This is a genomic window from Mycolicibacterium helvum, assembly GCF_010731895.1.
Classification (GTDB): domain Bacteria; phylum Actinomycetota; class Actinomycetes; order Mycobacteriales; family Mycobacteriaceae; genus Mycobacterium; species Mycobacterium helvum.
This window is the reverse complement of record NZ_AP022596.1, coordinates 611,388-635,147: the sequence shown is the minus strand read 5'-3', so window position 1 is coordinate 635,147 and position 23,760 is coordinate 611,388. Positions and strand designations below refer to the sequence as shown.

The 23,760-nt window shown below is 65.0% G+C and carries 27 protein-coding genes; 13 read left to right on the top strand and 14 right to left on the bottom strand.

Features of this window, described 5'->3' with window-relative positions; genetic code table 11:
- Positions 1-3 precede the first annotated feature (3 nt).
- On the bottom strand, positions 4-789 hold the full coding sequence (locus tag G6N38_RS02920; protein WP_163746173.1) for an SDR family oxidoreductase: 786 nt from the start codon (positions 787-789) through the stop codon (positions 4-6).
- On the bottom strand, positions 786-1,046 hold the full coding sequence (locus G6N38_RS02915) for a hypothetical protein (RefSeq protein ID WP_163746172.1): 261 nt from the start codon (positions 1,044-1,046) through the stop codon (positions 786-788). The genes G6N38_RS02920 and G6N38_RS02915 overlap by 4 nt, the downstream gene beginning before the upstream one ends.
- Before the next feature lie 194 nt (positions 1,047-1,240).
- Here G6N38_RS02915 and G6N38_RS02910 point away from each other — a divergent pair, with 194 nt between their 5' ends.
- A complete protein-coding gene (locus G6N38_RS02910; RefSeq protein ID WP_163746171.1) occupies positions 1,241-1,534 on the top strand; it encodes a DUF1330 domain-containing protein in 294 nt (97 codons plus the stop codon).
- 7 nt (positions 1,535-1,541) lie between these two features.
- Here the strand turns inward: G6N38_RS02910 and G6N38_RS02905 are convergent, their stop codons facing one another.
- Together G6N38_RS02905 and G6N38_RS02900 are read right to left on the bottom strand one after the other, a co-directional pair.
- Positions 1,542-2,207, bottom strand: a complete 666-nt coding sequence (locus tag G6N38_RS02905) for a CoA transferase subunit B (RefSeq protein WP_163746170.1) — start codon at positions 2,205-2,207, stop codon at positions 1,542-1,544.
- Positions 2,207-2,971: a CoA transferase subunit A gene (locus tag G6N38_RS02900; RefSeq protein WP_163746169.1), complete on the bottom strand. Its 765-nt coding sequence runs from the start codon at positions 2,969-2,971 to the stop codon at positions 2,207-2,209. Before G6N38_RS02900 ends, G6N38_RS02905 begins: the two co-directional genes overlap by 1 nt.
- 177 nt (positions 2,972-3,148) lie before the next feature.
- Here G6N38_RS02900 and G6N38_RS02895 point away from each other — a divergent pair, with 177 nt between their 5' ends.
- The 5 genes from G6N38_RS02895 (at position 3,149) to G6N38_RS02875 (ending at position 7,998) form a co-directional block, all read left to right on the top strand.
- On the top strand, positions 3,149-3,916 hold the full coding sequence (locus G6N38_RS02895; protein WP_163746168.1) for an IclR family transcriptional regulator: 768 nt from the start codon (positions 3,149-3,151) through the stop codon (positions 3,914-3,916).
- Positions 3,917-4,013: 97 nt separating this feature from the next.
- The gene (locus tag G6N38_RS02890; protein ID WP_163746167.1) at positions 4,014-5,591 is read left to right on the top strand and encodes a methylmalonyl-CoA mutase family protein; all 1,578 of its coding nucleotides are present in this window, start codon (positions 4,014-4,016) and stop codon (positions 5,589-5,591) included.
- Positions 5,591-5,989, top strand: coding sequence for a cobalamin B12-binding domain-containing protein (locus G6N38_RS02885; RefSeq protein ID WP_163746166.1), 399 nt, complete (start codon positions 5,591-5,593; stop codon positions 5,987-5,989). The genes G6N38_RS02890 and G6N38_RS02885 overlap by 1 nt, the downstream gene beginning before the upstream one ends.
- Before the next feature lie 3 nt (positions 5,990-5,992).
- Positions 5,993-6,949 carry an LLM class F420-dependent oxidoreductase gene (locus tag G6N38_RS02880; protein ID WP_163746165.1) on the top strand — a complete coding sequence of 319 codons (957 nt, stop codon included), beginning with the start codon at positions 5,993-5,995 and terminating at the stop codon, positions 6,947-6,949.
- Positions 6,946-7,998, top strand: coding sequence for a CaiB/BaiF CoA transferase family protein (locus G6N38_RS02875; RefSeq protein ID WP_163746164.1), 1,053 nt, complete (start codon positions 6,946-6,948; stop codon positions 7,996-7,998). The genes G6N38_RS02880 and G6N38_RS02875 overlap by 4 nt, the downstream gene beginning before the upstream one ends.
- Here G6N38_RS02875 and G6N38_RS02870 read toward each other — a convergent pair.
- On the bottom strand, positions 7,986-8,270 hold the full coding sequence (locus tag G6N38_RS02870; protein ID WP_163746163.1) for a 2Fe-2S iron-sulfur cluster-binding protein: 285 nt from the start codon (positions 8,268-8,270) through the stop codon (positions 7,986-7,988). The genes G6N38_RS02875 and G6N38_RS02870 overlap by 13 nt on opposite strands.
- 170 nt (positions 8,271-8,440) lie before the next feature.
- Here G6N38_RS02870 and G6N38_RS02865 point away from each other — a divergent pair, with 170 nt between their 5' ends.
- From G6N38_RS02865 to G6N38_RS02850, 4 genes are read left to right on the top strand one after another with little or no spacing between them, the layout of a single operon-like run.
- On the top strand, positions 8,441-9,799 hold the full coding sequence (locus tag G6N38_RS02865) for a class I adenylate-forming enzyme family protein (protein ID WP_407663037.1): 1,359 nt from the start codon (positions 8,441-8,443) through the stop codon (positions 9,797-9,799).
- The gene (locus G6N38_RS02860; protein ID WP_163746161.1) at positions 9,777-10,682 is read left to right on the top strand and encodes an acyl-CoA dehydrogenase family protein; all 906 of its coding nucleotides are present in this window, start codon (positions 9,777-9,779) and stop codon (positions 10,680-10,682) included. The genes G6N38_RS02865 and G6N38_RS02860 overlap by 23 nt, the downstream gene beginning before the upstream one ends.
- Positions 10,669-11,757 (top strand): acyl-CoA dehydrogenase family protein, encoded by a 1,089-nt coding sequence (locus G6N38_RS02855; RefSeq protein ID WP_163746160.1) that lies wholly within the window; start codon positions 10,669-10,671, stop codon positions 11,755-11,757. The genes G6N38_RS02860 and G6N38_RS02855 overlap by 14 nt, the downstream gene beginning before the upstream one ends.
- 3 nt (positions 11,758-11,760) lie before the next feature.
- Complete coding sequence (locus G6N38_RS02850) at positions 11,761-12,534, top strand: enoyl-CoA hydratase/isomerase family protein (protein WP_163746159.1); 774 nt, start codon at positions 11,761-11,763, stop codon at positions 12,532-12,534.
- An 8-nt stretch (positions 12,535-12,542) separates the two neighbouring features.
- On the opposite strand, the gene G6N38_RS02845 is transcribed toward G6N38_RS02850, so the two are convergent.
- Positions 12,543-13,307: an SDR family NAD(P)-dependent oxidoreductase gene (locus G6N38_RS02845; RefSeq protein WP_163746158.1), complete on the bottom strand. Its 765-nt coding sequence runs from the start codon at positions 13,305-13,307 to the stop codon at positions 12,543-12,545.
- A 112-nt stretch (positions 13,308-13,419) separates the two neighbouring features.
- On the opposite strand from G6N38_RS02845, the gene meaB reads away from it, so the two are divergent.
- Positions 13,420-14,307, top strand: coding sequence for a methylmalonyl Co-A mutase-associated GTPase MeaB (gene meaB, locus G6N38_RS02840; protein WP_163751762.1), 888 nt, complete (start codon positions 13,420-13,422; stop codon positions 14,305-14,307).
- A gap of 9 nt (positions 14,308-14,316) precedes the next feature.
- Here the strand turns inward: meaB and G6N38_RS02835 are convergent, their stop codons facing one another.
- From G6N38_RS02835 to G6N38_RS02800, 8 genes are all read right to left on the bottom strand, one after another.
- Positions 14,317-14,970, bottom strand: a complete 654-nt coding sequence (locus G6N38_RS02835; RefSeq protein ID WP_163746157.1) for a TetR/AcrR family transcriptional regulator — start codon at positions 14,968-14,970, stop codon at positions 14,317-14,319.
- 162 nt (positions 14,971-15,132) lie between these two features.
- Entirely contained in the window at positions 15,133-15,912 is a 780-nt protein-coding gene (locus tag G6N38_RS02830; protein WP_163751761.1) for an acyl-CoA dehydrogenase family protein, read from the bottom strand.
- Between the two features lie 24 nt (positions 15,913-15,936).
- Complete coding sequence (locus tag G6N38_RS02825; protein WP_163746156.1) at positions 15,937-17,061, bottom strand: acyl-CoA dehydrogenase family protein; 1,125 nt, start codon at positions 17,059-17,061, stop codon at positions 15,937-15,939.
- Positions 17,058-17,492, bottom strand: a complete 435-nt coding sequence (locus tag G6N38_RS02820) for a nuclear transport factor 2 family protein (protein WP_163746155.1) — start codon at positions 17,490-17,492, stop codon at positions 17,058-17,060. The genes G6N38_RS02825 and G6N38_RS02820 overlap by 4 nt, the downstream gene beginning before the upstream one ends.
- Positions 17,473-18,735 carry a metal-dependent hydrolase family protein gene (locus tag G6N38_RS02815; protein WP_163746154.1) on the bottom strand — a complete coding sequence of 421 codons (1,263 nt, stop codon included), beginning with the start codon at positions 18,733-18,735 and terminating at the stop codon, positions 17,473-17,475. Before G6N38_RS02815 ends, G6N38_RS02820 begins: the two co-directional genes overlap by 20 nt.
- 1 nt (position 18,736) lies before the next feature.
- Positions 18,737-19,066, bottom strand: a complete 330-nt coding sequence (locus G6N38_RS02810; protein WP_163746153.1) for a hypothetical protein — start codon at positions 19,064-19,066, stop codon at positions 18,737-18,739.
- Positions 19,059-20,384: an SRPBCC family protein gene (locus tag G6N38_RS02805; protein ID WP_163746152.1), complete on the bottom strand. Its 1,326-nt coding sequence runs from the start codon at positions 20,382-20,384 to the stop codon at positions 19,059-19,061. Before G6N38_RS02805 ends, G6N38_RS02810 begins: the two co-directional genes overlap by 8 nt.
- Before the next feature lie 5 nt (positions 20,385-20,389).
- Positions 20,390-20,920 carry a carboxymuconolactone decarboxylase family protein gene (locus G6N38_RS02800; protein ID WP_163746151.1) on the bottom strand — a complete coding sequence of 177 codons (531 nt, stop codon included), beginning with the start codon at positions 20,918-20,920 and terminating at the stop codon, positions 20,390-20,392.
- 235 nt (positions 20,921-21,155) lie between these two features.
- Here G6N38_RS02800 and G6N38_RS02795 point away from each other — a divergent pair, with 235 nt between their 5' ends.
- Both G6N38_RS02795 and G6N38_RS02790 read left to right on the top strand, forming a co-directional pair.
- On the top strand, positions 21,156-22,445 hold the full coding sequence (locus tag G6N38_RS02795) for an amidohydrolase family protein (protein ID WP_163746150.1): 1,290 nt from the start codon (positions 21,156-21,158) through the stop codon (positions 22,443-22,445).
- A gap of 103 nt (positions 22,446-22,548) precedes the next feature.
- Positions 22,549-23,751 (top strand): acyl-CoA dehydrogenase family protein, encoded by a 1,203-nt coding sequence (locus G6N38_RS02790; protein WP_163746149.1) that lies wholly within the window; start codon positions 22,549-22,551, stop codon positions 23,749-23,751.
- The last annotated feature ends 9 nt before the right edge of the window (positions 23,752-23,760 follow it).

Here is a 23,760-nt window from a genome sequence, read left to right as displayed (position 1 = left end):
GGATCAGGTCCGCGCCAACATCCTCGTGAGCAACCGCTGCATCCAGTTGGGCGTCACCTGCGACATCGCCGCGAGCACGCGGGTTTGGCGCCCTACCGGATAGTGCACCTTGGGCAACCGGCCGCGGCCGCGGTGGGTCGCCGAATAGACGGCCGCGGCCACTTCGTCGGGCCCCAGGTTGATGCCGAGTGATTTGGTGCTGCCGGTTTCCATACCGGCGGTCATGGTGGTCTTGACGAACAGCGGCCACATGGCCAGGACCCGGATGTCGTAGCGGCGCCATTCCAGCTCGAGCGCCTCGGTCAGCGCGCGCAGTGCGAACTTGGTGGCCGAATAGGTGGCGAGTTCGGGTTGGCCATAGAGCGCCGATGCCGAGCACATGTTGACCACTTGTGCGTGTGCGGTGTCGCGCAGGTAGGGGAACGCGGCATGAAGCCCGGCGAGCGCGCCATAGAAGTTGATGTCGATCATCCGGCGTTGCACATCGAGCGGGATGTCCTGGAAGTCGCCGTTGGCCAGCACTCCCGCGTTGTTCACCAGGATGTCGAGTTTTCCTGCCGCACTGGTGAATTCGGCCAGGCAAGTGGACCATGCGGCGGCGTCGGTGACGTCGAGTTCGCCGATCACGACCTCGCCGCCGAGCCCGGTGATCTCGTCGCGCAGTGCGGCCAGCCCACTGGGGTCGATGTCGTAGGCGCCGATGCGATAGCCGTGCCGCGCGAAGGTCAGGGCAGTTGCCCGGCCGATACCCGCGGCCGCTCCGGTGATGAAGACGCTGGGTGCGCTCATACGACTTTCAGGTGCGGTGTGCCGACCGTCGGCTCCGGGGCGATGCGGTCGTTGGCCGCGGCCATCGCCGTGTCGACGCGCACGGCCGCGGTCTGGCAGGCCGCAGTGGCCTTGCGGCCCAGACCGTCGAGCTCGTCGGCCGCGTTACGCAGGTGCGAGGTCAGCGTGATGCGCAGCCGATCGCCGGTGCGGGCCAGGCGGCTGCGCAACCGATCGTCGACCGTCACGGTGACGTAGGGCAGTTCGAGCTTGATCATGTGCGCCTCCAGAGCCGTTCTTGTCGAATGTAGACGGTTCCAGTCAGGATGCCGAGACTCGCACGGTGGCCGGTCCGCATACCGCGTGGTCCGGGCGATCAGGGCGTCGACATTGGTCATTGCGTTCACCCCGGTTGGCATGGAAACCTGTCACTCGAATTACGAGAACATCATTCTCGCTTGAGAGGAGCGGCATGGCTACGGGTGCCAAGGGGTACGTCATCTTGACTGAGGCAATCCAAGACCCCGAGGGTATGAAGGCCTACGGCCAGGCCGCAGGCGCGGCGATGGGTGGGGTCAAGGTCCTTGCCGTTGACGCCAAACCACAAGTGCTCGAAGGCGACTGGCACGGCCACCAGACCGTGGTGCTGGAGTTCGAATCGGTCGAGGCCGCTCGGGCGTGGTACGACTCGGAGGCCTACCGCGCTGCGCGCGTGCTGCGGCAGGCCGCTGCCGACACCAATGCGGTGATCCTCTCCGGCTTCTGAGATCCGTTCAGCCCGAGAGCTCCACTGTCAGTTCGGGTTCGGTTGCCGCGATGATGTCGGCAACCTCGACGCCGGGGGCCAATTCGCGCAACACCAGTGTGCCGTCGCCGACGATGTCGATGATGCCCAGGTTGGTGATGATCCGGTCGACAACGCCGACGCCCGTCAACGGCAGCGAGCACTGCTTCACGATCTTGGGGTTGCCGGCGCGATCGGTGTGTTCCATCAGCACGATGACCCGTGCCGCCCCGTGCACGAGGTCCATTGCGCCGCCCATGCCCTTGACCATTTTCCCGGGCACCATCCAGTTGGCCAGGTCGCCGGTCTGGGACACCTCCATGCCGCCCAGTACCGCGGTGTCGATATGGCCACCGCGGATCATCCCGAATGACAGCGCTGAATCAAAAAACGCCGCACCGGGATTGACGGTGACGGTCTCCTTGCCGGCATTGATGAGATCCGCGTCGACCGCATCTTCGGTGGGGTAGGGGCCGGTGCCTAAGATGCCGTTCTCGGAGTGCAGCGTCACCCGCACATCGGACCCCAGATAGTTCGGGATGAGGGTGGGCAACCCGATGCCGAGATTGACGTATTCACCGTCGATCATCTCCTGGGCAGCGCGCGCCGCCATCTGGTCGCGGGTCCACCCTGCCGTGGCTGCTGGTTGGGTCATCAGTTCGCTTCCTGTGCCGAGCGGACGGTTCGCTTCTCGATGCGCTTGCGCTGCGCTCCGGTGTGCACGATGCGCGAGATGAAGACGCCAGGCAGATGTACAGTCGCTGGGTCGATTTCGCCTGGCGCGACAAGTTCCTCGACTTGAGCGATGGCTATGCGGCCGGCCATCGCGCACAACGGGTTGAAGTTCATTGCCGATCGGTTGAAGACCAGGTTGCCGTCGGTGTCACCGCGCAAGGCGTGCACCAGGGCGAAGTCGGCATTGATCGACTCTTCCAGGACGTACCGTTTGTCGCCGAACACGCGGGTCTCCTTGGGCGGTGACGCGATCGCCACCGAACCGTCCTGCGCGTAGCGCCACGGCAACCCGCCGTCGGAGACGACGCTGCCGACACCAGCGGGGGTGTAGAAGGCGGGTATCCCCGCACCGCCGGCACGCAGGCGCTCGGCCAGGGTTCCCTGCGGGGTGAGCTCGACCTCGAGTTCGCCGGCGAGATATTGCCGGGCGAACTCTTTGTTCTCCCCGACATACGATGCGGTGATACGACGGATGCGCCTGTCGGACAAAAGGATTCCCAGCCCGTAGTCATCGACTCCGCAATTGTTGGAGAACACTTCCAGGTCGGTAACGTCCGCGTCGAGGAGTGCTTGGATCAACTGGTCGGGAATCCCACACAGGCCGAAGCCGCCCACAGCCAGCGTCGCGCCGCTGGCGATATCGGCAACTGCGCTGGCAGCCGACTCGTACACCTTCGATGTCATCGCACCTTCCCAAACCAGCCGGCGTCCACTCTGTAAACGCACCGTTGTGCCGGGTACCTACTCAACAAGTAGTGCCCTGAGCAGTCAACCACTCACGGCAATCCGTGCCGAAGGTGTTCGCGGTGCGATAACCGATCGCCTAAGCGTTCATCTGATGAACGCCTATGATCGTCTTCCGTGACTGCTCGCCCAGACCGATCGCCCGTGGTCGCGCGGGTCGCTGCGTTGCTGGGTGCGGTCGGTGCTGCCGAACCCGAAGGCGCGTCCACGACCGAGCTGGGAAAGGTCGCCGGCCTTGCCCGCCCTACCGCGCACCGGCTACTGACGTCGTTGGCCGAGGTCGGGTTGATCGACCGGGACCCCAAGAACGGGCGATGGTCGCTGGGGCCGGAGATGTATCTGCTGGGTGCGGTTGCCGCCAACCGGTACGACGTCAGCGGCCAGGCTCGCGACGTGGTCAATCGGCTCGCTGCGACGACCGGGGAGAGCGCGTTCCTGTCCGCCCGTCGCGGTGACGAAACGGTCTGCATCTTGCATGCGGAGGGCAGCTTTCCGCTGCGCTCCCACGTTCTGCGGGAGGGCATCCGCTTTCCCCTCGGTGTGGCTTCGGCCGGGCTGGCGATTCTGAGCCACCTACCGGCCCGTGATGTCGACGACTACTTCGACCGGGCCCGCCCGGTGGCGGACTGGGGACCCGAGCACAGCGAAGAATCGATTCGGGCCAGGATCGAGGCGACCCGGATCACCGGCTATGCCGTGAATCCCGCCCTGATTGTGGAGGGGAGTTGGGGCATCGGCGCGGCGGTGTTCGATCAGAACGGCCGGCCCTCCTGGGCGTTGAGCCTCACCGGCGTCGAGACTCGCTTCAAACCCGGCCGCAGACACGAACTGGGCACACTGTTGCTCGAGCAGGCGCACGTGTTGTCCGGTCGCTTGGGCTCGTAGGGCTCGACGGCCCCACCAGCAGCTACGGCAGAAACTGCACGCGACTTGCCCAAAGCGGTATTGGCATTCTCCAAAACTGCAACTACGGTATCCACCGATGGACCACCAATCCCAAACGTCGTCGGGAATCCCACTGAAGCCGGTATATGGACCGGCCGACCGCAGTGGCGATCCTCCCGCGCCGGGTGCATTTCCGTTCACCCGGGGCAACTTCTCGAGCGGTTACCGCGGACGGCTCTGGACCTTCCGCCAGTATTCCGGCTTCGGTACCGCCGAGGAGTCGAACAGCCGCTACCGCTATCTCCTTGAACAGGGTGGCACCGGACTGTCGGTGGCCCTGGACCTGCCGACCCAGTGCGGGTACGACTCCGACGACCCCGAGTACGGCGAAGAGGTCGGCCGGGTCGGCGTGGCAGTGGACACCCTGGCCGATGCCGAGATCCTGTTCGACAACATTCCGTTGGACACGATCAGCACCAGCTTCACGATCAACGGCACCGCGGCCATCCTGCTGGCGTTCTACGTCGCGGCAGCGGAGAAGAAGGGGGTGCCGCGCGAGAAGCTGACCGGCACCATCCAGAACGACATCCTCAAGGAGTACGCGTCCCGCGGCACCTGGATCTGGCCGCCGACGCCGTCGCTGCGGCTGATCGCCGACACTATCGAGTTCTGCGCTGCAGAAGTGCCGCGCTTCAACGCGATTTCGGTGGCAGGAGCGCACTTTCGCGACGCCGGCGCCAACGCGGTGCAGGAGATGGCGTTCACCCTCGCTGACGGTGTCACCTACTGCGACACCGTCGTCAAACGCGGTCGGATGACCATCGACAAGTTCGCCCCGCAGATCTCGTTCTTCTTCTACACACACGGCGACTTCTTCGAGGAGATCGCCAAATACCGTGCCGGACGCCGTCGTTGGGCCACCATCGTGCGGGAGCGCTACGGCGCAGAGACCGACAAAGCCTCGATGTTCCGGTTCGGGTGCGTATCCGGTGGCGCGTCGTTGTACGCCCCACAGGCGCAGAACAACCTGGTCCGAGTGGCCTACGAGGCGCTGGCCTCCGTGCTCGGCGGCGTGCAGTCGATGTTCACCGCCGCATGGGACGAGCCGTTTGCCTTGCCCAGCGAGGAGTCCGCAACGCTGGCGCTGCGCACTCAGCAGATCCTGGCTTACGAGACCGGCGTCGCCCGGGTGGCCGACCCGCTGGGCGGCTCCTACTTCGTCGAGGCGCTCACTGACGCGACCGAGGAACGCATCATCGAGATCATGGCCGACCTCGAAGCGCACGGCGGCATGGTGCGCTGCATCGAGGATGGCTATCTGCAAGGTTTGATTGCCGACGAGGCGTTCACGATTCACCAGGAGGTCGAGGCGGGCGAGCGTCCGGTCGTCGGGGTGAACAAGTTCGTCGTCGACGAACCGGCGCCGGACCTGGCCACCTACGAGTTGGACGCCGAAGGCCGGGACAAGCAGCTCAGGCGGCTGGCGAAAGTCAAGGCAGAGCGCGACGGCGTCGCCGTGAAAGAGGCTCTTGCCGCACTGGCCCTTTCCGCGGAAGGCGATGACAACCTGATGCACAAGCTGATCGACTGCGCGAACGCCTATTGCACCGTGGGGGAGATGGTGTCCACCCTGAAGTCGGTCTGGGGCGAATTCCAGCAGCCGGTGGTCTTCTGATGAGCGCCCGCATCCTGGTTGCCAAACCTGGCCTCGACGGGCATGACCGGGGCGCCAAGATCGTTGCTCGCGCGCTGCGTGACGCCGGCTTCGAGGTGATCTACACCGGAATCCGCCAGCGCATCGAGGACATCGTGTCGATCGCCCTTCAGGAAGACGTTGCCGTCGTTGGACTTTCCATTCTCTCGGGTGCACACCTGGCGTTGACCCAGCGCACCGTCGACGCGCTGCGTGCTGCCGACGCGGGTGATATCGCGGTCATCGTCGGCGGCACGATTCCGCTGGGTGACGTACCCAAGCTGCTGGAAGCCGGCGCGGCCGCAGTATTTCCGACCGGAACGTCGCTGGACACCCTTGTCCGTGACGTCCGAGCGCTGACCTCAGAACAGGTGGGGTGAGTAATGCGTCTTGGTGTGATGATCGGTGCCGAGCGCGGCGACATGGCCCGCAAGGTGAAGAAGCTGATCGCCGACATCGAATGGGCCGATGCCGCGGGACTGTCCACCGCGTGGATGCCGCAGGTGCCCGACGATTTTGATCTGCTGAGTATGGTCGCGTTGATGGCGTCGCACAGCACGCGCATCGAACTCGGTACCGCTGTGGTCCCGCTACAGGCGCAGCATCCCATTGCGCTGGCCCGCCAGGCGCTTTCGGTGCACGCCATCTCCAACGGCCGACTGGCGCTAGGCGTCGGACCGTCGCATCACTGGATCATCCGGGACATGCTCGGCTTGCCGTATGACAAACCGGCCGCCTACACCCGCGACTACCTGCAGGTGTTCAACACGGCGATCGCCGGGCCCGGCCCCGTCGACGTCGAGAATGACAACTTCACCGTGCACAACCCGACCGCGCTCGGAGCCGAGACGAAGATGCCGGTGCTGGTCGCCGCGCTTGGCCCGGTGATGCTGCAGATCGCCGGTGAGCATGCCGACGGCACCACGCTGTGGATGGCCGACGAGAAGGCTATCGGCGAGCACATCGCTCCCAAGATCAACAAGGCCGCCGCCGAGGCCGGCAAGCCCGCACCGCGGATCGTCGCCGGAATCCCGGTCACCCTCTGCGCGAACTCTGAGATCGCGGCCGCCAAGGACCGGGCCAATCGCATTCTGGCCGAAGCCGAGACATCACCGAACTATCAGCGACTGCTGGATCGTGGTGACGCCCGTGATGTCGGTGACCTGTGTGCCGCGGGGGATGAAGAGTCGATTCTGAAGCGGTTCCGCGCGTTCGCGGATGCCGGGGTGACCGACCTGTCGGTTCGGCTGCTGCCGATCGGGGAGACCCGCGACGAGCTGGTGGCCTCGAAATACCGTACCCGCGAGGTGATTTCACAGCTCGCCGCCGAAGTTCAATGAAGGGGCCCCTTAACTCCGGACCACTGTCCGGCGTCCGGATCCTCGAGGTCGGCACGATGCTGGCCGGCCCGTACGCCACCATGCTGCTCGCCGACCTCGGCGCGCAGGTGATCAAAATCGAGCCGCCGGGCGGGGAGATTTCTCGCCAGGTCGGGATGAGTTACTTCGCCAGCCTGAACCGCAACAAGCGCAGCGTGTGCCTGGACCTGGCCTCGGAGGCCGGCCAACAGCGCCTCGGTGAGCTGGCCGCGAACTCCGATGCGCTGCTGGTCAACATGAAGCCATCGGTGATCCGGCGCTTCGGTCTAACCTACGACGCGCTGCGGGTGCACAACGAGAAGATCGTGTGCGTCGCGCTGACCGGCTACGGACTCGACGGTGGCGACGATCCCGCCTTCGACTACGTCATCCAGGCGGCGACCGGGGTGGCCGCCATGACCGGCGACCCCGATGCGCCGCCGACCCTGCCGGGCTACTCATCGGCCGACAACTCCACCGGGTTGACCGCGGCGCTGGGACTTCTCGCGATGATCGTCTCCGGCGAGGGCGGGCAGGTGGATGTGTCGCTGCGCGACGTGATGTTCTCGCAGCTGAACTACCGAGCCTCGGCATACCTCAACGATCGCGTGCACCCGCTCAGGTATCCCTTCGGCGCTCACTCGTTTTATGTTCCCGCCCAACTATTTCCGACCGCCGAGGGTTATCTGGCGCTGTTCGTCACCCACGACGGCTTCTGGAAGACCTTCGCCGCTGAGGCTGGTATCGAGGGCTTCCCGACGATGGCTGAACGGGCGGCTAACCGTGACAAGGTACTCGAGGTCGTGACCAACGCGCTGACCGCCGACTCCGCGGTGGGCTGGGAGGCGCGACTGCGCCCGCTGGGCATTCCTGCTGCCGCGGTGCGATCGCTTCCCGAGGCGCTCGATGAGACGCCGGAAGTCACCGTGACGGCTGGGGATTACCGCCTGGTCGGCAGCCCAATCCGGGTGGTGGGGTACCAGCCCGACTATCGGCCGCCACCGGCGCTCGACGAATTTCAGTCGTCGTAACTCAGGGTCACGTCCGTCTGGGGCACGCCCTGACAGGTGAGCACCAGCCCGTCGTCGATCTCGCCGTCGTCGAGCACCTCGTTCATCCGCATCGTGACCGTGCCTTCGGTGACGGTGGCGATGCAGGTGCCACAGTTGCCGGCCTCGCAGCTGTAGGGCGGGCTCAATCCGGCCCGACGCGCCGTCTCCAGCAGCGTGTCACCGTCGTTCAGGGGCACCGTGACCGTGGTGCCGTCCAGCGTGATGGTGGCCGTCCAGGACAAGCTGGCCATCTACTTCTCTCCTCGGGTTTTGAGCACTATCATTCTGCCCAGATGAGAATACAGTTCTCTACTGGCGATAGTATGTTCTCGTTCACTGACCTGTCGATGGGATTGTCACTGACCATGTGCGAGCGGACCGCGCCGTGAGCGACGTGAGAGTGCTTGCCTTCGAGGACCGCATGTACACACGATCCCAGGTCGATGCGCTGTCCGCCGGGTTGGCTGACACACTGGCGCGTCGAGGGGTGCAGGCCGGCGAGCGGGTCGCGCTGATGGCGTCGAACCGGCCCGAGTTCATCTTCGCGATACAGGCCATCTGGCGTCTCGGCGCGTCGGCGGTATTGATCAGTCCGAGTTGGAAGTCCGCCGACGTCGGTCATGCATTGGACGTGGCTGGCGCTGACCATGCCGTCGGTGACAACCCGGTGCTGGCCGACGTGATGCCGATGCTGAGCCTCGACGAACCGATCACCCCGTCGGAACCGACCCCGTGCGAACCGGTGGCCGATTCCGATGCAGTGCTGGTCTTCAGTTCGGGCACCACAGGAATGCCAAAGGCGGTTCGGCACACGCACCGCTCGCTGGCAGCGGGGGTGCGGCACTGGCGCCAGGCGCTGGGTCTTACGGCTGTCGACCGTATGCAGATCGTCACGCCGCCCTCGCACATCCTCGGTCTGCTCAACATCGTCACCGTGCTCGACGCGGGTGCCTGGATGCGCCTGCACCGCAGGTTCGACGTCGGCGCGATGCTCCAGCATATCCAGGATGACCGCATCACGGTCGAAATGGCCGTCGCCCCAATCGCACTGGCGATCGCATCGCATCCGACGCTGGAGGCATTCGACCTGTCCTCGTTGCGCTACATCTTGTGGTGCGCCACGCCGGTCACCGCCAGCGTGGCTGATGAAGTGACACGGCGGACCGGTGTCGGCTGGATCTCGGCCTACGGCACCAGTGAGGTGCCGGTCATCGCATGCTGTCCCAGAGATCAGGCCCGGTTGGACACCGTGGGCCGGCCGATTCCGGCGGTGCGCATCGTGTCGATCCAGACCGGTCGGCCCGTCAAGCAGGGGGAGACCGGCGAGATCCAGGTGCGCTCGGAGTCAGCGATGGCGGGTTATCTCCCCGAGGAGGCCACCGCCGATGCGTTCGACGATGGTTGGTATCGCACCGGCGATACCGGTCACCTCGACGACGGCTGGCTGCGAATCACCGACCGGCTCAAGGAAATGATCAAGGTACGCGGCTTCCAGGTAGCTCCCGTCGAGGTCGAGTCGGTCCTGCACGGCCACCCCGCCGTGCGGGACTGTGCGGTGTTCGGAGTACCCGACGCGCAAGACGGCGAGGCGGTTATCGCAGCGGTCGCGACCGCCGGGGAGGTCGGGGCCGACGAGCTGGACGCGCTGGTCGCCAATCGGCTGGCCTCCTATAAACGCCCGCGTGACATCGTGTTCGTGCCCGAAATCCCACGTCTGCCATCGGGTAAGGCGCTACGGCGAGTTCTCAAGGAGCGGTATGGACGTACGTCTGACGAGTGAGCAGCAGCAGCTGCGCGCCGCCGCGGCCAAGCTGGCCGATGACTTCGGCCCCGGGTCTGTTGCGGACCTGGACGACAAGTCCCGGCGGACCCGGCTGGCCAAAACCGTTGACGCGACCGGCTGGCGGTCGCTTCGTTCCGATGGTGCCAGCGGTGTCGAAGTCGCTTTGGTCGCCGAGGAATTTGCCCGTGCTCTGGTCGACGTGCCGTTCCTCGGACCGGTGCTCTCCGACGACCTCTACCGCCTTCTCGGCACCGATCCGCTCCCGGCGAGCATCGCGGTCGGGGATACGGTCATCGATGCTGACGGTGTCGGTGCAGCATTGCGACTCGCTGGCACCACCGTGGAGTCGGTCGAAGTGGGTGGCGTTCGCGACGCCGCCGATCTGACCAGGGTCACCGCCGCGGTCGCCGGCACCCCTGAGGCGGTGGGGCAGTTGACCACCGAGCAGGCGCAGCGCTGGTACGCCCTTGCGCTCGTGATCACGACGGCCGACCTGGTCGGCGCCGCCCGCGGTACCCACACTCTGGCAACCGAATACGCCAAGGTTCGCGAACAGTACGGCGCGGCCATCGGCTCGTATCAGGCTGTGGCGCACATGCTGGCCGACGGCCTGGCGCTGATCGAAGGGTCGGTCAGCGTCCTGCGCCATGCCGCATGGGCGGTCGACGAGTTGCCAGGCGAGCAGGCCGTGGAGGCCGCCCGCGTGGCCAAGATCTATTGTGCGCGAGCGGCGTTCACGGTCGCCGAGATATCGATTCAGGTGCACGGCGGAATCGGCAACACCTGGGAGTGCCTGGCCCATATCTATCTGCGTCGGGTGCTGGCCGCCACCGAGGCCTGGCCAGTCAAGTTGGAGGAGTTGACCATTGGACTTTCGTGATTCGCCGGACGAGGCCGCCTTCCGGCAGCGGCTGCGCGGTTGGCTGAAAGAACAGAAGGGCAAGTTCCCGACCTCGGGTGACGCCTATTGGGCCAAAGCAGGAGAGTGGCATCGGGCGTTATACGCGGCCGGCTTCTTCGGCACGTCGTGGCCGCAAGAGTACGGCGGCCAAGGCTTGCCGACCGTCTTCGACGTGATCGTCGATGAGGAGATCGCCAAGGCCGGCGCGCCTGCCCGTCCGAGCCTCGGCTATCTGGTGGTCGGGTTGCGCCATCACGGCAGCGAGGAACTGGCCCAGCGATTCCTGCCCGGCATGATCAACGGCACCGAGCGCTGGTGCCAAGGGTTTTCGGAGCCAGGGGCCGGTTCGGATTTGGCGTCGCTGACCACGACCGCAACCCGCGATGGTGATGAGTACGTCATCAATGGTCACAAGATCTGGACCAGCTACTCCGACTGTGCCGACTGGTGTCTGGTGCTGGCGCGCACCGACAAAGAGGTGCCCAAGCATAAGGGCATCTCGGCGTTCATCGTGACGATGCATCAGCCGGGAATTGTGCAACGGCCGCTGAAGATGATCAGCGGTGTCACCAAGGAGTTCGGTCAGGTCGAGTTCGATGGTGCCCGGGTTCCGGCCGCGAATATGGTCGGTGCGCCGGGTGACGGCTGGAAGCTGGCCATGACCGTCGTCAGCCACGAGCGCGAACCGTCGACGCTGGGCTTCTCGGCGCGGTACGGAAAACTGGTGCGCCAGATGGCGTCCCGGGTGACCGGCCCGGCTCCCAATGAACTGTCGTGGGCCTGGGTGCAGACCGAGATGCTGCGTCTGCACGTGCGGCGGCGGCTCTCCGAGCAGCTCGACGGCATCAAGCACGGTCCGGACGGCTCGCTGGACAAGCTGTTGATGACCTGGACCGAGCAATCGGTCGGCCATGCCGCCCTGGCCACCGTCGGCACCGATGACGAGGAGCTGTTCGGCGCCTATCTCTACAGCCGTGCTCAGAGTGTGATGGGCGGAACGTCACAGATTCAGAAGAACATCATCGCGGGGCGCATCTTGGGATTGGGGATCTAGCTCATGTACGACATGCCAGACGAGATCGATGTGCAAGCCGATGGCCCGCTGCGCATCATCACGCTGAACCGTCCGGACGAGCTGAACGCCGTCAACGACAACCTCCACGTCGGACTGGCCAAGATCTGGGAGGCGCTCAACGAGGATGCCTCCGCGCGGGCGGCCGTCATCACCGGTTCGGGGCGGGCGTTCTCTGCGGGTGGCGACTTCAACTACCTCGATGAGCTGCGCAACGATGAAGCGTTGCGGCAGAAGACGATCAAGCATGGTCGCGATCTGGTGATCGGCATGGTCCGCTGCCGGATTCCGGTGATCGCCGCCGTCAATGGGCCGGCTGTCGGGCTGGGCTGCAGCCTGGCCGCACTCTCCGACATCGTCTACATCGCCGAGAACGCATTCTTCGCCGACCCGCACGTGTCCATCGGCCTGGTCGCCGCCGACGGCGGCCCGCTGGTGTGGGGATCGCAGATCTCTCTGCTGCAGGCCAAGGAGTTCGCCCTGACCGGTGTGCGCATCAAGGCTCAGCGTGCCGTGGAACTAGGGCTGGCGAATCATGTTGTCGCTGAACCGGTGTCCGAGGCGATCGCGTGTGCTAAGAAGATCATCGAACTGCCGCAGCAGGCAGTCGAAGCCACCAAGCGGTTGATGAACCTGCAGCTGGAAAAGTCGGTGATGGCCTCGCTGGACTACGCGAACCTCGCGGAGTACGTGTCGTTCGGCACCGCCGACTTCAACACGATCGTCGATGGGCTCGTAGAAAAGTCAGCCAAGAAGTAGCGGGGGCGCTACTTCGGTGGGAAGCGCAATGCGCCGTCCAGCCGGATGGTTTCGCCGTTGAGGTAGTCGTTTTCGGCGATGGACAGTGCCAGTGCGCCGTACTCGACCGAACGTCCCATCCGCTTGGGGAACGGTACCTGCGGGCCCCAGTATGCCTCCAGCTGATCGGCAGCCTTGCCGTATGCGGGGGTGTTGATGGTGCCCGGCGCGATCGACATCACCCGGATCCCCAGCGGCGAAAGATCGCGTGCAGCAACCAGTGTCATCGCGACGACACCGCCTTTGGCGGCCGAGTAGGGCAGCTGCCCGATCTGGCCTTCGAACGCGGCGATCGACGCGGTGTTGATGATGACGCCGCGGGCACCGTTCTCGTCGGGCTCCTGACGGGCCATCGCGGCGGCGACGTGCCGCATAACGTTGAACACCGCGGTCAGGTAGAAGGTGATGGTCTTGGTGAACGCCGCCATCTCCATCGGCGAACCGTCCTTGCCGACCAGCCGGCCGCCGCCGGCCGGGCCGCCGTGGGTGTCCACCGAGACGCGGAGCGGGCCGAGCGCCTCGGCCGCGGCAATCGCGGCCAACACATCGTCGTCGTTGGTGACATCGGTGCGCACGTAGGGAATTTCGAGCTCGCCGGCGAGTGCCTCGCCCTTCTCATCGGACAAGTCGGCGATTACGACCTTGACCCCTGCCCCGTGCAGTTTGCGCACGGTCGCCTCGCCCAGGCCGCCCGCGCCACCGAAGACGACGGCCGAAGTCCCACTGATCTGCATAACGTTACCCTTCTTGCAACTGACACTCTCTACTTGAGAGAATAGTATTCTCATGGGGCTCGAAAAAGATCAACCCGAAGTGGTGACCATCTCCGCGCTAGCGTTGCCGTCTATGGACGTCGCCGAGCTCATCGCCGCAGCCCGCGGCGGGAACACCCGCGCTGTCGGGCGACTTTTAAGCCTCGTCGAGAGCGCCCGCCGTGACGAGGTGCTCGCCCTGGTCGGTCCGGCCGTGGTGCCGGTGGTCGGCGTGACGGGTCCGCCTGGTGCCGGTAAGTCGACGACGATCGCGGTGCTGGTCGCGGCGTATCGCGAACGCGGACAACGGGTCGCGGTGCTCGCGGTGGACCCGTCGTCGCCGTACAGCGGCGGGGCTCTGCTGGGTGACCGGATCAGGATGGCTGCCCACATCAACGACCCCGGCGTGTTGATCCGATCGGTGGCCACCCGCGGTCATCTCGGTGGCCTGGCCGCCGCCGTGCCCGCCGCCATCCGGTTGCTCGGCGCGCTGGGCCATGACGTCGTGCTGGTGGAGAGCGTGGGAGTCGGACAGTCCGAGATCGAGATCGCCGCGGTCGCCGATCCCACGATCGTGATCCTCAATCCGGGTGCCGGCGACGCCGTCCAGGCTGCCAAGGCGGGTTTACTTGAGGTCGCCGATCTGGTGGTGGTGAACAAGGCCGACCGGGACGGTGCCGCCCAGACGGTGCGCGACCTCAAGTTCGAGACGCACGTTCCGGTACTGACCCTGGTTGCCGCCAGGGCGGAAGGGGTGGGGGAGCTCATCGAGGCGATCGAGGCCCACCGCCGTGCTGACACGCCGGCCCGGCGCACCGCGCGGGCGCGGGCACAGGTGCTGTCGCTGGCGCAGAGCCGTCTGCACAGCCACCCGGATCTCGATGCTTTGGCCGACGCCGTTGCCGACGGCCGGTGCGATCCCTACAGCGCCGCGGAAACGCTCATCGCACAAGGACTTTCGCCGGCGACCGAACCGCAGTGAGCCGGCGCACTACTTACGGGCGAAGCCCTGGGAGCAGAAGGTCCAGACTTCTTCGCCGCTGATCGGCGTGTGGATCTCCTCGTCCTCCACCGAGCTCGACTGGGCGATGAACATGATGGTCTGCATCGTCATGGCCGCCATCCGGCGTGGGTTCGCGTCCTCGCGCAGCTCACCGGCTGCGGCGGCCTCGATCATCAGCTCGGAAAACAGCGCGACCAGCGGTGCGTGGGCGACCTTCACCTCGGTGGGATGCGAGATCAGCAGTTGCGGTGCGAAGTCGGTGAACAGCGGTCGACGGGCGGCCGGGTCTGGCCGGGAAAGCTCGAAGAGCAGGGTGACGGCCACCTTGAGCCGGTCCAGCGGATCCTTCTGGGCCGATGTCGCGGCCCGGATCTGATCGGCAGCGCGGCTCAGTGCGTCCTCGAACAGCGCCAGCAGCAGCTCGTGCTTACCGTCGAACTGCAAGTAGAAGCTGCGCAACGACTGGCGCGACCGGTCCACCACTTCCTGCACGGTGAAGTCGGTGCTGCCCTTTTCGGTGATGATGGCCTGTGCGGCATCCAAGAATCGCTGCACGCGCTGCCCGGCACGCACCTTGGCGGTCCGGATGGACCGCTCAACAGCGCGCTGCTTCCAGGCAGGCTCTTCGCTTGGACTGTTCACTGCTGGACTCTAAACGAGCGCGAATCAGCGGTTCGGATGTGGCTCACGCTAAGAGAGTACTACTCTCAGCGAAGAGAATTACGTTCTCAATCCAATATGGGCTGAATTTTTCGTTCCGCACAGTCTAAAGGGCGACCAGCACATTCGCCGCCATGGCGTACGTCACAGATTTCCCAGCCGTGGGGCGTGCCCCAGCGAGCGAACGACCGCACCCGCTTCCCGGGTCAGGTCACGTGCCGAACCGAGCAGCCCATCGAGCACGTAGACGCGCTTCACGTGCCGGTGCAGGTCGTGCTCGTCGGTGAAGCCGATGCCGCCGAGCACCTGCTGGCAGTGCTTGGCCGCGGTCAGCGCGGCCTGACCGGCCGCCGCCTTGGCCAATAAACAGGCTAGGTCGCTCCCGTCGTCCTGGGCTGCGAACAGGGTCGCTTCGGCGCCCTCGATCGCGACCAGGGTCTCGGCCAGCCGATGACGCACTGCCTGGAACGACGCAATAGGTCGGCCGAACTGGACCCGATCCACGGCGTGCTGACGGGCTAGCGTCAGCATCGCCCGCCCCGAGCCCGCCAGCCACCACCCGAGCGCGAGGCGCCCCTTGGCCAGCGGGACCTCGTCACCGGCCTCGGTGGTGCGGATGGGCAGTTCGGGATCCAGCGCCGAGTGCGCGTCGTCGGTGCGCTCCCAAACCACCCAGCGGCCGCCGGTGTACGGAAGTGCGATCGTCCCGCCGGGTGCGCGTCCGGCCGCCGCGAGTACCACGTCGTTGACCACACCGGCGTGAGTGCCGGTCTGGCCGAGCAGCCGGAACACCAGAGCGGTTGCCTCAGCCGGGATTTCGTCGAGCATCTCCAGCCAGCCGAGGTCGGCGAGGACATCCTCGACATTGGGTGTTCCTGCGGCAGCCGCGGAGGTCATCGACTTCGTCAGCGTGTCAGCCAGCATCCCGAGTTCGCCGTCGTCCACGTCTCATTCCTTCCCGAGGTCGAGGAGCCGGCGGGCGATGATATTGCGCTGGATCTCGGCGGTGCCGCCGTAGATGGTGGCCGACCGCGAGTACAGAAACTCCGACCGCCAAGGCGTCTCATCGAGTTCGAGGACACCCGGCAGTACATCGCGCGCGGTCTCGTAGAGGCGCTGTTCGGCGCTGGCCAGCAGCACCTTGTCGATCGAGGTCTCCGCGCCCAGCTTCGCCCCATCGGCGAAGCGGTGCTGGGTGCTCGCCGACCGGCAGCGGACGGTGTGTAGGGCCAGGTAGGCCGCCCCGAGCTCGGAGTCCCCGGCGTCGGTGGCGTCGGCGGTCAGCCGGTCCAACCGGGTGAACAAATACGAGATCCGCTGCCAGAAGCAGGTCGACCGCTCGAACGGCAACAGGTCGTTGGCCAGTCGCCAGCCGTCCCCGGGATTGCCGAGCATGCGATCGGCTGGCACGACGACGTCATCGAAGTAGACCTCGCAGAACTCGTCGACCCCGTGCATGGTGTGCAGCGGCCGCACCATGATGCCCGGCGAATCCATGTCGACGAAGAAGGCGGTGATGCCTTCATGTTTGGGGGTGTCCGGCGATCCGGTGCGGGTCAGCAGCACGCAGCGCTTGGAGAACTGGGCGAAGCTGGTCCACACCTTCTGGCCGTTGATCACCCACTCGTCACCGCGCTGGGTGGCCTTGGTGGACAACGACGCCAGGTCACTACCCGAGCCAGGTTCTGAGAAGCCCTGGCACCAGTGCTCCTCGCCGCGCAGATAGCGCGGCACCATCTCGGCGGCCAGCTCCGGGCGGGCATACGAGATCATGGTCGGCACAAGGACTTCCATCATCGAATACGGGCCCGGCTCGGCGATATTGCGGCCGAGCACCTCTTCGGCGACCACCATCCGCATGATCACCGACCCGCCAAGGCCGCCCACCTCTTCGGGCCAGCCGTATCGCATCCACCCGGCGTCGTACAGGGCCCGGCGGACTCGGCTCATCTGCTCGATGTGTGCCGGCAGGGAATGATCCGGACCGGGCGTCAGGTCGTTCGCGTCGAGCCAGGCCCTCAACCGACTGCGGAACTCTTCGACGGTCGTACCGGATTCGGCTGCCGCGGTCATCCGCCCGCCGGCCGGCCGATCGCGTGCGGACGGCCCGAATCGTGCACACCGGTGCGCCGGATGAAGGTCATCGCGCGGGTCCGCAGCCGCCAGCCCTGTTCGGTCCGCAGGTAGGTGTCGCGGTAGTAGCCGATGCGCATGTCGTGGGCGGAGTGCTCGATGAAGCACAGCGGCTGGGTTCCGGTGGCGGCGTCAGGGTCGCTCTCGTCGAATTCGACCAGCGACTCGCCGGTCATGAACAGCCCCTTGGGCGCTGCCTCGACGAGCTCCGGAAACCGGCCTAGCGAATAGGTTTCACCGAACGCGCTGTAGGTACCATCCTCGGTGAAGACCTTGACCAGGGCCTCGACGTCAAGCTGGGTGATGGTCACCGCATAGCGGGCCAGCAGTTGCTGAATCTCGACGATATCGTCAGTCCTTCTTGTGGACATAGACTTTCCCGCCTTTCATGACGAAGCGAACGTCTTTGGTAACGGTGATGTCGAACAACGGATCACCGGGTACGGCAATGATGTCGGCCAGCAGCCCCTCGGCGATCCGGCCACGGTCGGTGACGTTGATCAAGTCGGCGCAGACGACGGTGGCGGCCCGCAGCACCGCGGCCGGCGGCATGCCCCATTCCACCAGGGTGACCAACTCGTCGGCGTTCTTACCGTGCGGGATCGCGGGCGCGTCGGTGCCGACGGCGATCTTCACCCCGGCCTCGTAGGCCGCCTTGATCGACGTCTCGGCCTTCGGGAACATCACCGCCGCCTTGTCCTGCAACTCCTTCGGCGCGTGTGAGACATCCATCGCCTGGGCCAGGCGGCGAGTGGTGACCAGGAACCGGTCATTGTCGACGAGCATCTGGATCGCCTCGTCGTCCATCAGGAAGCCGTGCTCGATGCAATCGATCCCGCATGCGACCGCGTGCTTGACCGCCTCGGCGCCGTGGGTGTGCGCGGCCACTCGCAGCCCGCGCCGGTGTGCCTCATCGACGATCGCACGCAGCTCGTCATCCGAATAGTGTTGCGCGCCTGCTTCGCCGGTCAGCGACATGACACCGCCGGAGACGCACACCTTGATCAGTTGCGCCCCGTGTTTGATCTGGTACCGCACCGCCTTGCGGACCTCGTCGACCCCGTTGGCGATGCCCTCCTCGACCGTCAACTCAAGGGCGCCGGGCATGAACGCGGCGAACATCGTCGGGTCCAGGTGGCCGCCGGTTGGGGTGATGGCATGGCCGGCCGGGACGATGCGCGGGCCTTCGATCCAGCCGGCGTCGATGGCCTTGCCCAATGCGACGTCAAGCAGATAGCCGCCGGTCTTGACGAAGAGTCCGAGGTTGCGCACCGTGGTGAACCCGGCGTGCAATGTGCGCCGGGCATTGCCGACCGCGCGCAGGACCCGGGTCGGCGGATCGTCCTGAACCTGGGAAAGGCCGGGGGTTTCCCCCCGGCCGCCCATCAGGAGGTTGACTTCCATGTCCATCAGGCCGGGCAGCAGGATGGCGTCCCCCAGATCGAGCACAGTCGATGACTCCGCATCGATGTCGCCACCGACGGCGACGATTCGGTCGCCATCGACCTTCACGATGCCGGGGCGGACGATCTCGCCCGCGTCGACGTCGACGTACCCGGCCGCCTTGAGGGTCGTTGCGCGCGGCGATGAACCGCTTGCGTGAAGAGCAGACAAACTAGACCACCGGCTCCTTGATGAGTTGGATATAGGCCGCGCCGCTGTCGAGCACGCGGGGCTGCTTCCACACCTCGATCGGAAAGCTGACCTGGACGATCGACTGTCCCAAGTGGACCAGGGCTTTGGCGTCCTCCGGCATCCCCTTGAGTGGGAAGCGGGCGTCGACGTAGACCATGATGTCTTCGAGCCGTTCCATGCCGGCGTCGTACAACTCCTGCATCTCGGACATCGTCGAGTTCAGCCGCTTCTCGTAGCGCTCTTCCTCTGTCGGCAGGCACCAGTCGCTGAAGCGCTCCAAATCGGCGAATTCTTCTGGCAGCTTAGACATTTGCGTCTTCCTTCATCAGCTTGGCGGCAGCTGAGCCGTTTCCGTTGGCCATGGCTTCTTTGTACCTGTCCACGTACTGGTGTGCGGTCATATGAAGGTGGCGCAGCAAGATTTCCTGATCACACAACGGGAAGTCCTTGATGACCCCGGTGCCGATCTGGGTCTGGGTAGCCTCCAGCGTGTTGGCGTCTTGGAATGCATATTCCTTGAACGTCACGGCCGCCAACTCCTGCGAGAGCCGCTGCCGCAGATTCGTGGGCGGCACGAAGTACAGGTCGGCCTCGAAGATGTGCTTGTCCACCGCGGTAGGCCAGTAGTTGTACGTCAGGTACCAACCCGGCGCCCAGAACAGCAGCGTGAAGTTGGGGAAAAACTCGAATGAGTCAGTGCCCCAGGTCTTGTGGCGGCCGGGGTTGATTGCCGGCGGCAACTCATCGGGCAGGATGCCCTTGATGTCGGGCCGTTCCCACGGGCCGAAGAGTCCGCTGTGCAGGATCCGTTCGATGGGTTTGACCATGTTCAGGTCCTTGGGTGGGGACATACCGCCCCACGACGACACCATCGAATGGTCACCCTTGATGTCGTAGGCCAGCGCCTCGAAGCCGAACTTGGCCAGCTTCTCGGCTTCTTCCCGCTCCGCCTGCTTCATGTGCAGGATCGGCGCGTGATAGAACTCGGTGAACGCGTCGATGAAGAGCTTCCAGTTCGCGTTGACCTCCGAGCGGTAGCTGTAGTGCTCGGTCATCTCGTGGAATGGGTAGCCCTCGAGGCCCTCGGCGAACTCGCCCAGGTACTCCCGCAGCCCGATGGCGTTGTCGTCGAAGTTGACGAAGATGAAGCCCTCCCACACCTCGCAGCGCACCGGCACCAGCCCGTAGTCCGCCTTATCGACGTCGAAGAACTCGCCTTCCTGCTGGATGAAGGTCAGGTCACCCTTGAGTGAGTAGCGCCAGGCGTGGTACTTGCAGGTGAACTGCCGGCACGAGCCCGAAACCTCTTCGCCTGGATAGTCATTCCATACCAGCTTGTTGCCGCGGTGGCGGCAGAAGTTGTAGAACGCGCGGACTTCGTCACCGTCATTGACGATGATGATCGACACCCCGGGACCGACCGACGGCAGCTCGCGGGTGACGTAATTGCCCTTCTTGCCGATGAGTTCCACCCGGCCCATCTGGAGCCAGGTCTTCTTGAAGATCGCCTGCTGCTCGAGCTTCCACTGTTCGGGGTCGATCGAGTCGGTGTAATCGACGGGACCAGTGCCCAGTTCGGGCCAGTTCTGCGTCCAGCTACCCGCAGCTGGTTTCGGGAAAAATGCCAACGTAGTTACCTTTCGTTCTCGAGCTGCACGCCGAAAGTGTTGAACGCCATGGCCAACATGCCGTAGGCGCCGACGGTAAAGACGAAATCCATGCGCTGGCGCTCGTCGAGATGTTCGCCGAGCGCGGCCCAGATTTCGTCGGTGAGATTGGATTTGTCCTCGAGTTCGTCGGTGGCCTTCAGTACCAGCCGGTCGAGCTCGTCATTGGCCTCGCCGCGCCGGATGGCCTCGACGTCGGCCTCGGTCAGGCCCTCCGCCTTGGCCATCTCGACGTGGTGCTCCCACTCGTACGTGCAGTCGCGACGATGCGCGACCCGCAGCACGGCCACCTCGCGCAGCCGGGCTGGAAGCGTGGAGCCGAACAACAAGTAGACGTTGAAGCCCAGGTACGCCTTGGTGAGGTCGGGATGTCGCACAAGGGTGGACAGCGCTGTTCCGGCACCCTCGGGGTTCTGTCGGTCACGCGGCAGCATGCTCTTCAGGGCGGACTGCACCTCGTCGTCCCACTGTTCGGCTGGTAGCGGCGTCAAGCGCACAGGTAACCCCCTCTCAAGGTAGAGAATCGCATTCTCATATCCGGATAACAGATTTTCATGATCTTGCCGGAAGGTCAATCCCCGCTTGTGAGCTGCGCGGAAAATCCGAGGTCGGGCGGGTGTGGTGGGGGCTCGGATGGGGGCCGCGGCGCACCGGTGAGGCAACTGTCGAATGTTGATTCTCGTGGAATGAGAAGCTAGTTTTCATTAAGCGGGTCGCCACGGAAGGAATGCCATGCGCAACGAGGACATGATCCTGATCAGCGTCGACGATCACATCGTTGAGCCGCCCGATATGTTCAAAAACCATCTGCCGCAGAAGTACGTCGACGACGCACCCCGGCTGGTCCACAACCCCGACGGCTCGGATATGTGGCGTTTCCGCGACATCGTCATTCCCAACGTCGCGTTGAATGCGGTCGCTGGCCGGCCCAAGGAGGAGTACGGCCTGGAGCCGCAGGGGCTCGACGAGATCCGGCCCGGCTGTTACGACGTCGACGAGCGGGTCAAGGATATGAACGCCGGCGGCATTCTCGGATCGATGTGTTTCCCGTCCTTCCCCGGCTTCGCCGGCCGGTTGTTTGCCACCGAAGACCCGGAGTTCTCGTTGGCACTGGTGCAGGCTTACAACGACTGGCATGTCGAGGAGTGGTGCGGCGCCTATCCGGCGCGGTTCATTCCGATGACGCTGCCGGTGATCTGGGATCCGGTGGCATGCGCCGCGGAGATCCGCCGCAATGCCGCGCGCGGTGTGCACTCCCTGACATTCAGCGAGAATCCGGCGGCGATGGGCTATCCGAGTTTCCACGACTTCGACCACTGGAAGCCGATGTGGGAGGCGCTGGTAGACACCGACACGGTGCTCAACGTTCACATCGGCTCGTCGGGCAAGCTGGCGATCACCGCGCCGGACGCTCCGATGGACGTGATGATCACGCTGCAGCCGATGAACATCGTGCAGGCCGCTGCGGATCTGTTGTGGTCCAGGCCGATCAAGGAATACAAGAACCTCAAGATCGCGCTCTCGGAGGGTGGTACCGGCTGGATTCCCTACTTCCTGGAACGCGCCGATCGCACCTACGAGATGCACTCGACCTGGACTGGGCAGGACTTCGGCAGGCAGAAGCCGTCGGAGGTCTTCCGGGAGCACTTCCTCACGTGCTTCATCTCCGATCATGTTGGTGTGCAGCTGCGTAACGCCATCGGAATCGACAACATCTGCTGGGAGGCCGACTACCCGCACAGCGACTCGATGTGGCCCGGTGCCCCCGAGCAGCTCGACGAGGTCCTGAAGGAACACGACGTGCCCGACGCCGAGATCAACAAGATGACCTACGAGAACGCGTGCCGCTGGTACCACTGGGACCCGTTCACTCACATCGCGCGTGAGCAGGCCACCGTCGGCGCGCTGCGCAAGGCGGCCGAGGGCCACGACGTGTCGATCCAGGCGCGCAGCCATCATCAGAAGGGCGAACGGGGCGACAGTGCCTTGATGGACGCCGCCAAGGCGAACAGCGGCACCTAAAGCCGCACGCCGAGTCGTTGGTCGTCGGTGCGAGGCGGGCAGACCCTTCGCGCCGACGATGACCTATGTGGTCACCGACCACCCGAGGAACTGGAGGGCGAAGATGTCCGCAGGGATGAGCTTCGAGCTGACCGAGGATCAGGCACTGATCCGTAAGTCGGTGCGGGAGCTGGCATCACGCTTCGACGACCAGTACTGGATGGATAAGGACCAGGAGCACCAGTTCCCTTCAGAGTTCTACGACGCCATCGCCAAGGGCGGTTGGCTGGGGATGACCATCCCGGAGGAATACGGCGGCCACGGTCTGGGCATCACCGAGGCCACACTGTTGGCCGAGGAGGTCGCCCGCTCTGGCGGAGCTATGAACGCCGCCAGTGCGATCCACATGTCCATCTTCGGTATGCAGCCGGTGGTGGTGTTCGGCTCCGACGAGATGAAGGCCGCGACGCTGCCGCGAATCGTCAATGGAGACTTGCACGTCTGCTTCGGCGTTACCGAACCCGGTGCCGGACTGGATACTTCGCGGATCACGACATTCGCCAAACGCAGTCGGGACAACTCCGGCGACCATTACATCGTCAACGGCCGCAAGGTATGGATCTCCAAGGCGCTGGAATCCGAGAAGATCCTGCTGCTGACCCGAACCGAGAGCCGCGAGGACGCGGAAAAGCGCGGGGGCAAGCCGACCGACGGCTTGTCACTGTTCCTCACCGACATCGACCGGGACCACGTCGATATCCGGCCCATCAAGAAGATGGGGCGCAATGCGGTCAGCTCCAACGAGGTGTTCATCGACGATCTGCGCGTCCCGGTCTCTGACCGCATCGGTGAAGAGGGCCAGGGATTCTCCTACATCCTGCACGGGCTGAACCCGGAACGGATGTTGATCGCTGCCGAGGCGCTCGGCATCGGGCGGGTGGCACTGGACCGGGCGGTGAAATACGCCAACGAACGCGTGGTGTTCGACCGGCCGATCGGGATGAACCAGGGCATCCAGTTCCCGCTGGCCGACTCGCTGGCGCGCTTGGATGCCGCCGAGCTGATCCTGCGTAAGGCGACCTGGCTCTACGACAACGGAAAGCCGTGCGGTCGGGAAGCCAATATGGCCAAATATCTGTGCGCGGACGCCGGGTTCGGGGCGGCCGACCGCGCGTTGCAGACTCACGGCGGCATGGGTTACTCCGAGGAGTACCACATTTCCCGATTCTTCCGTGAATCGCGGCTGATGAAGATCGCCCCAGTCAGCCAGGAGATGATCCTCAATTTCCTCGCCGCCAACGTGCTCGGCTTGCCCAAGAGTTACTAGTGGCCAGCA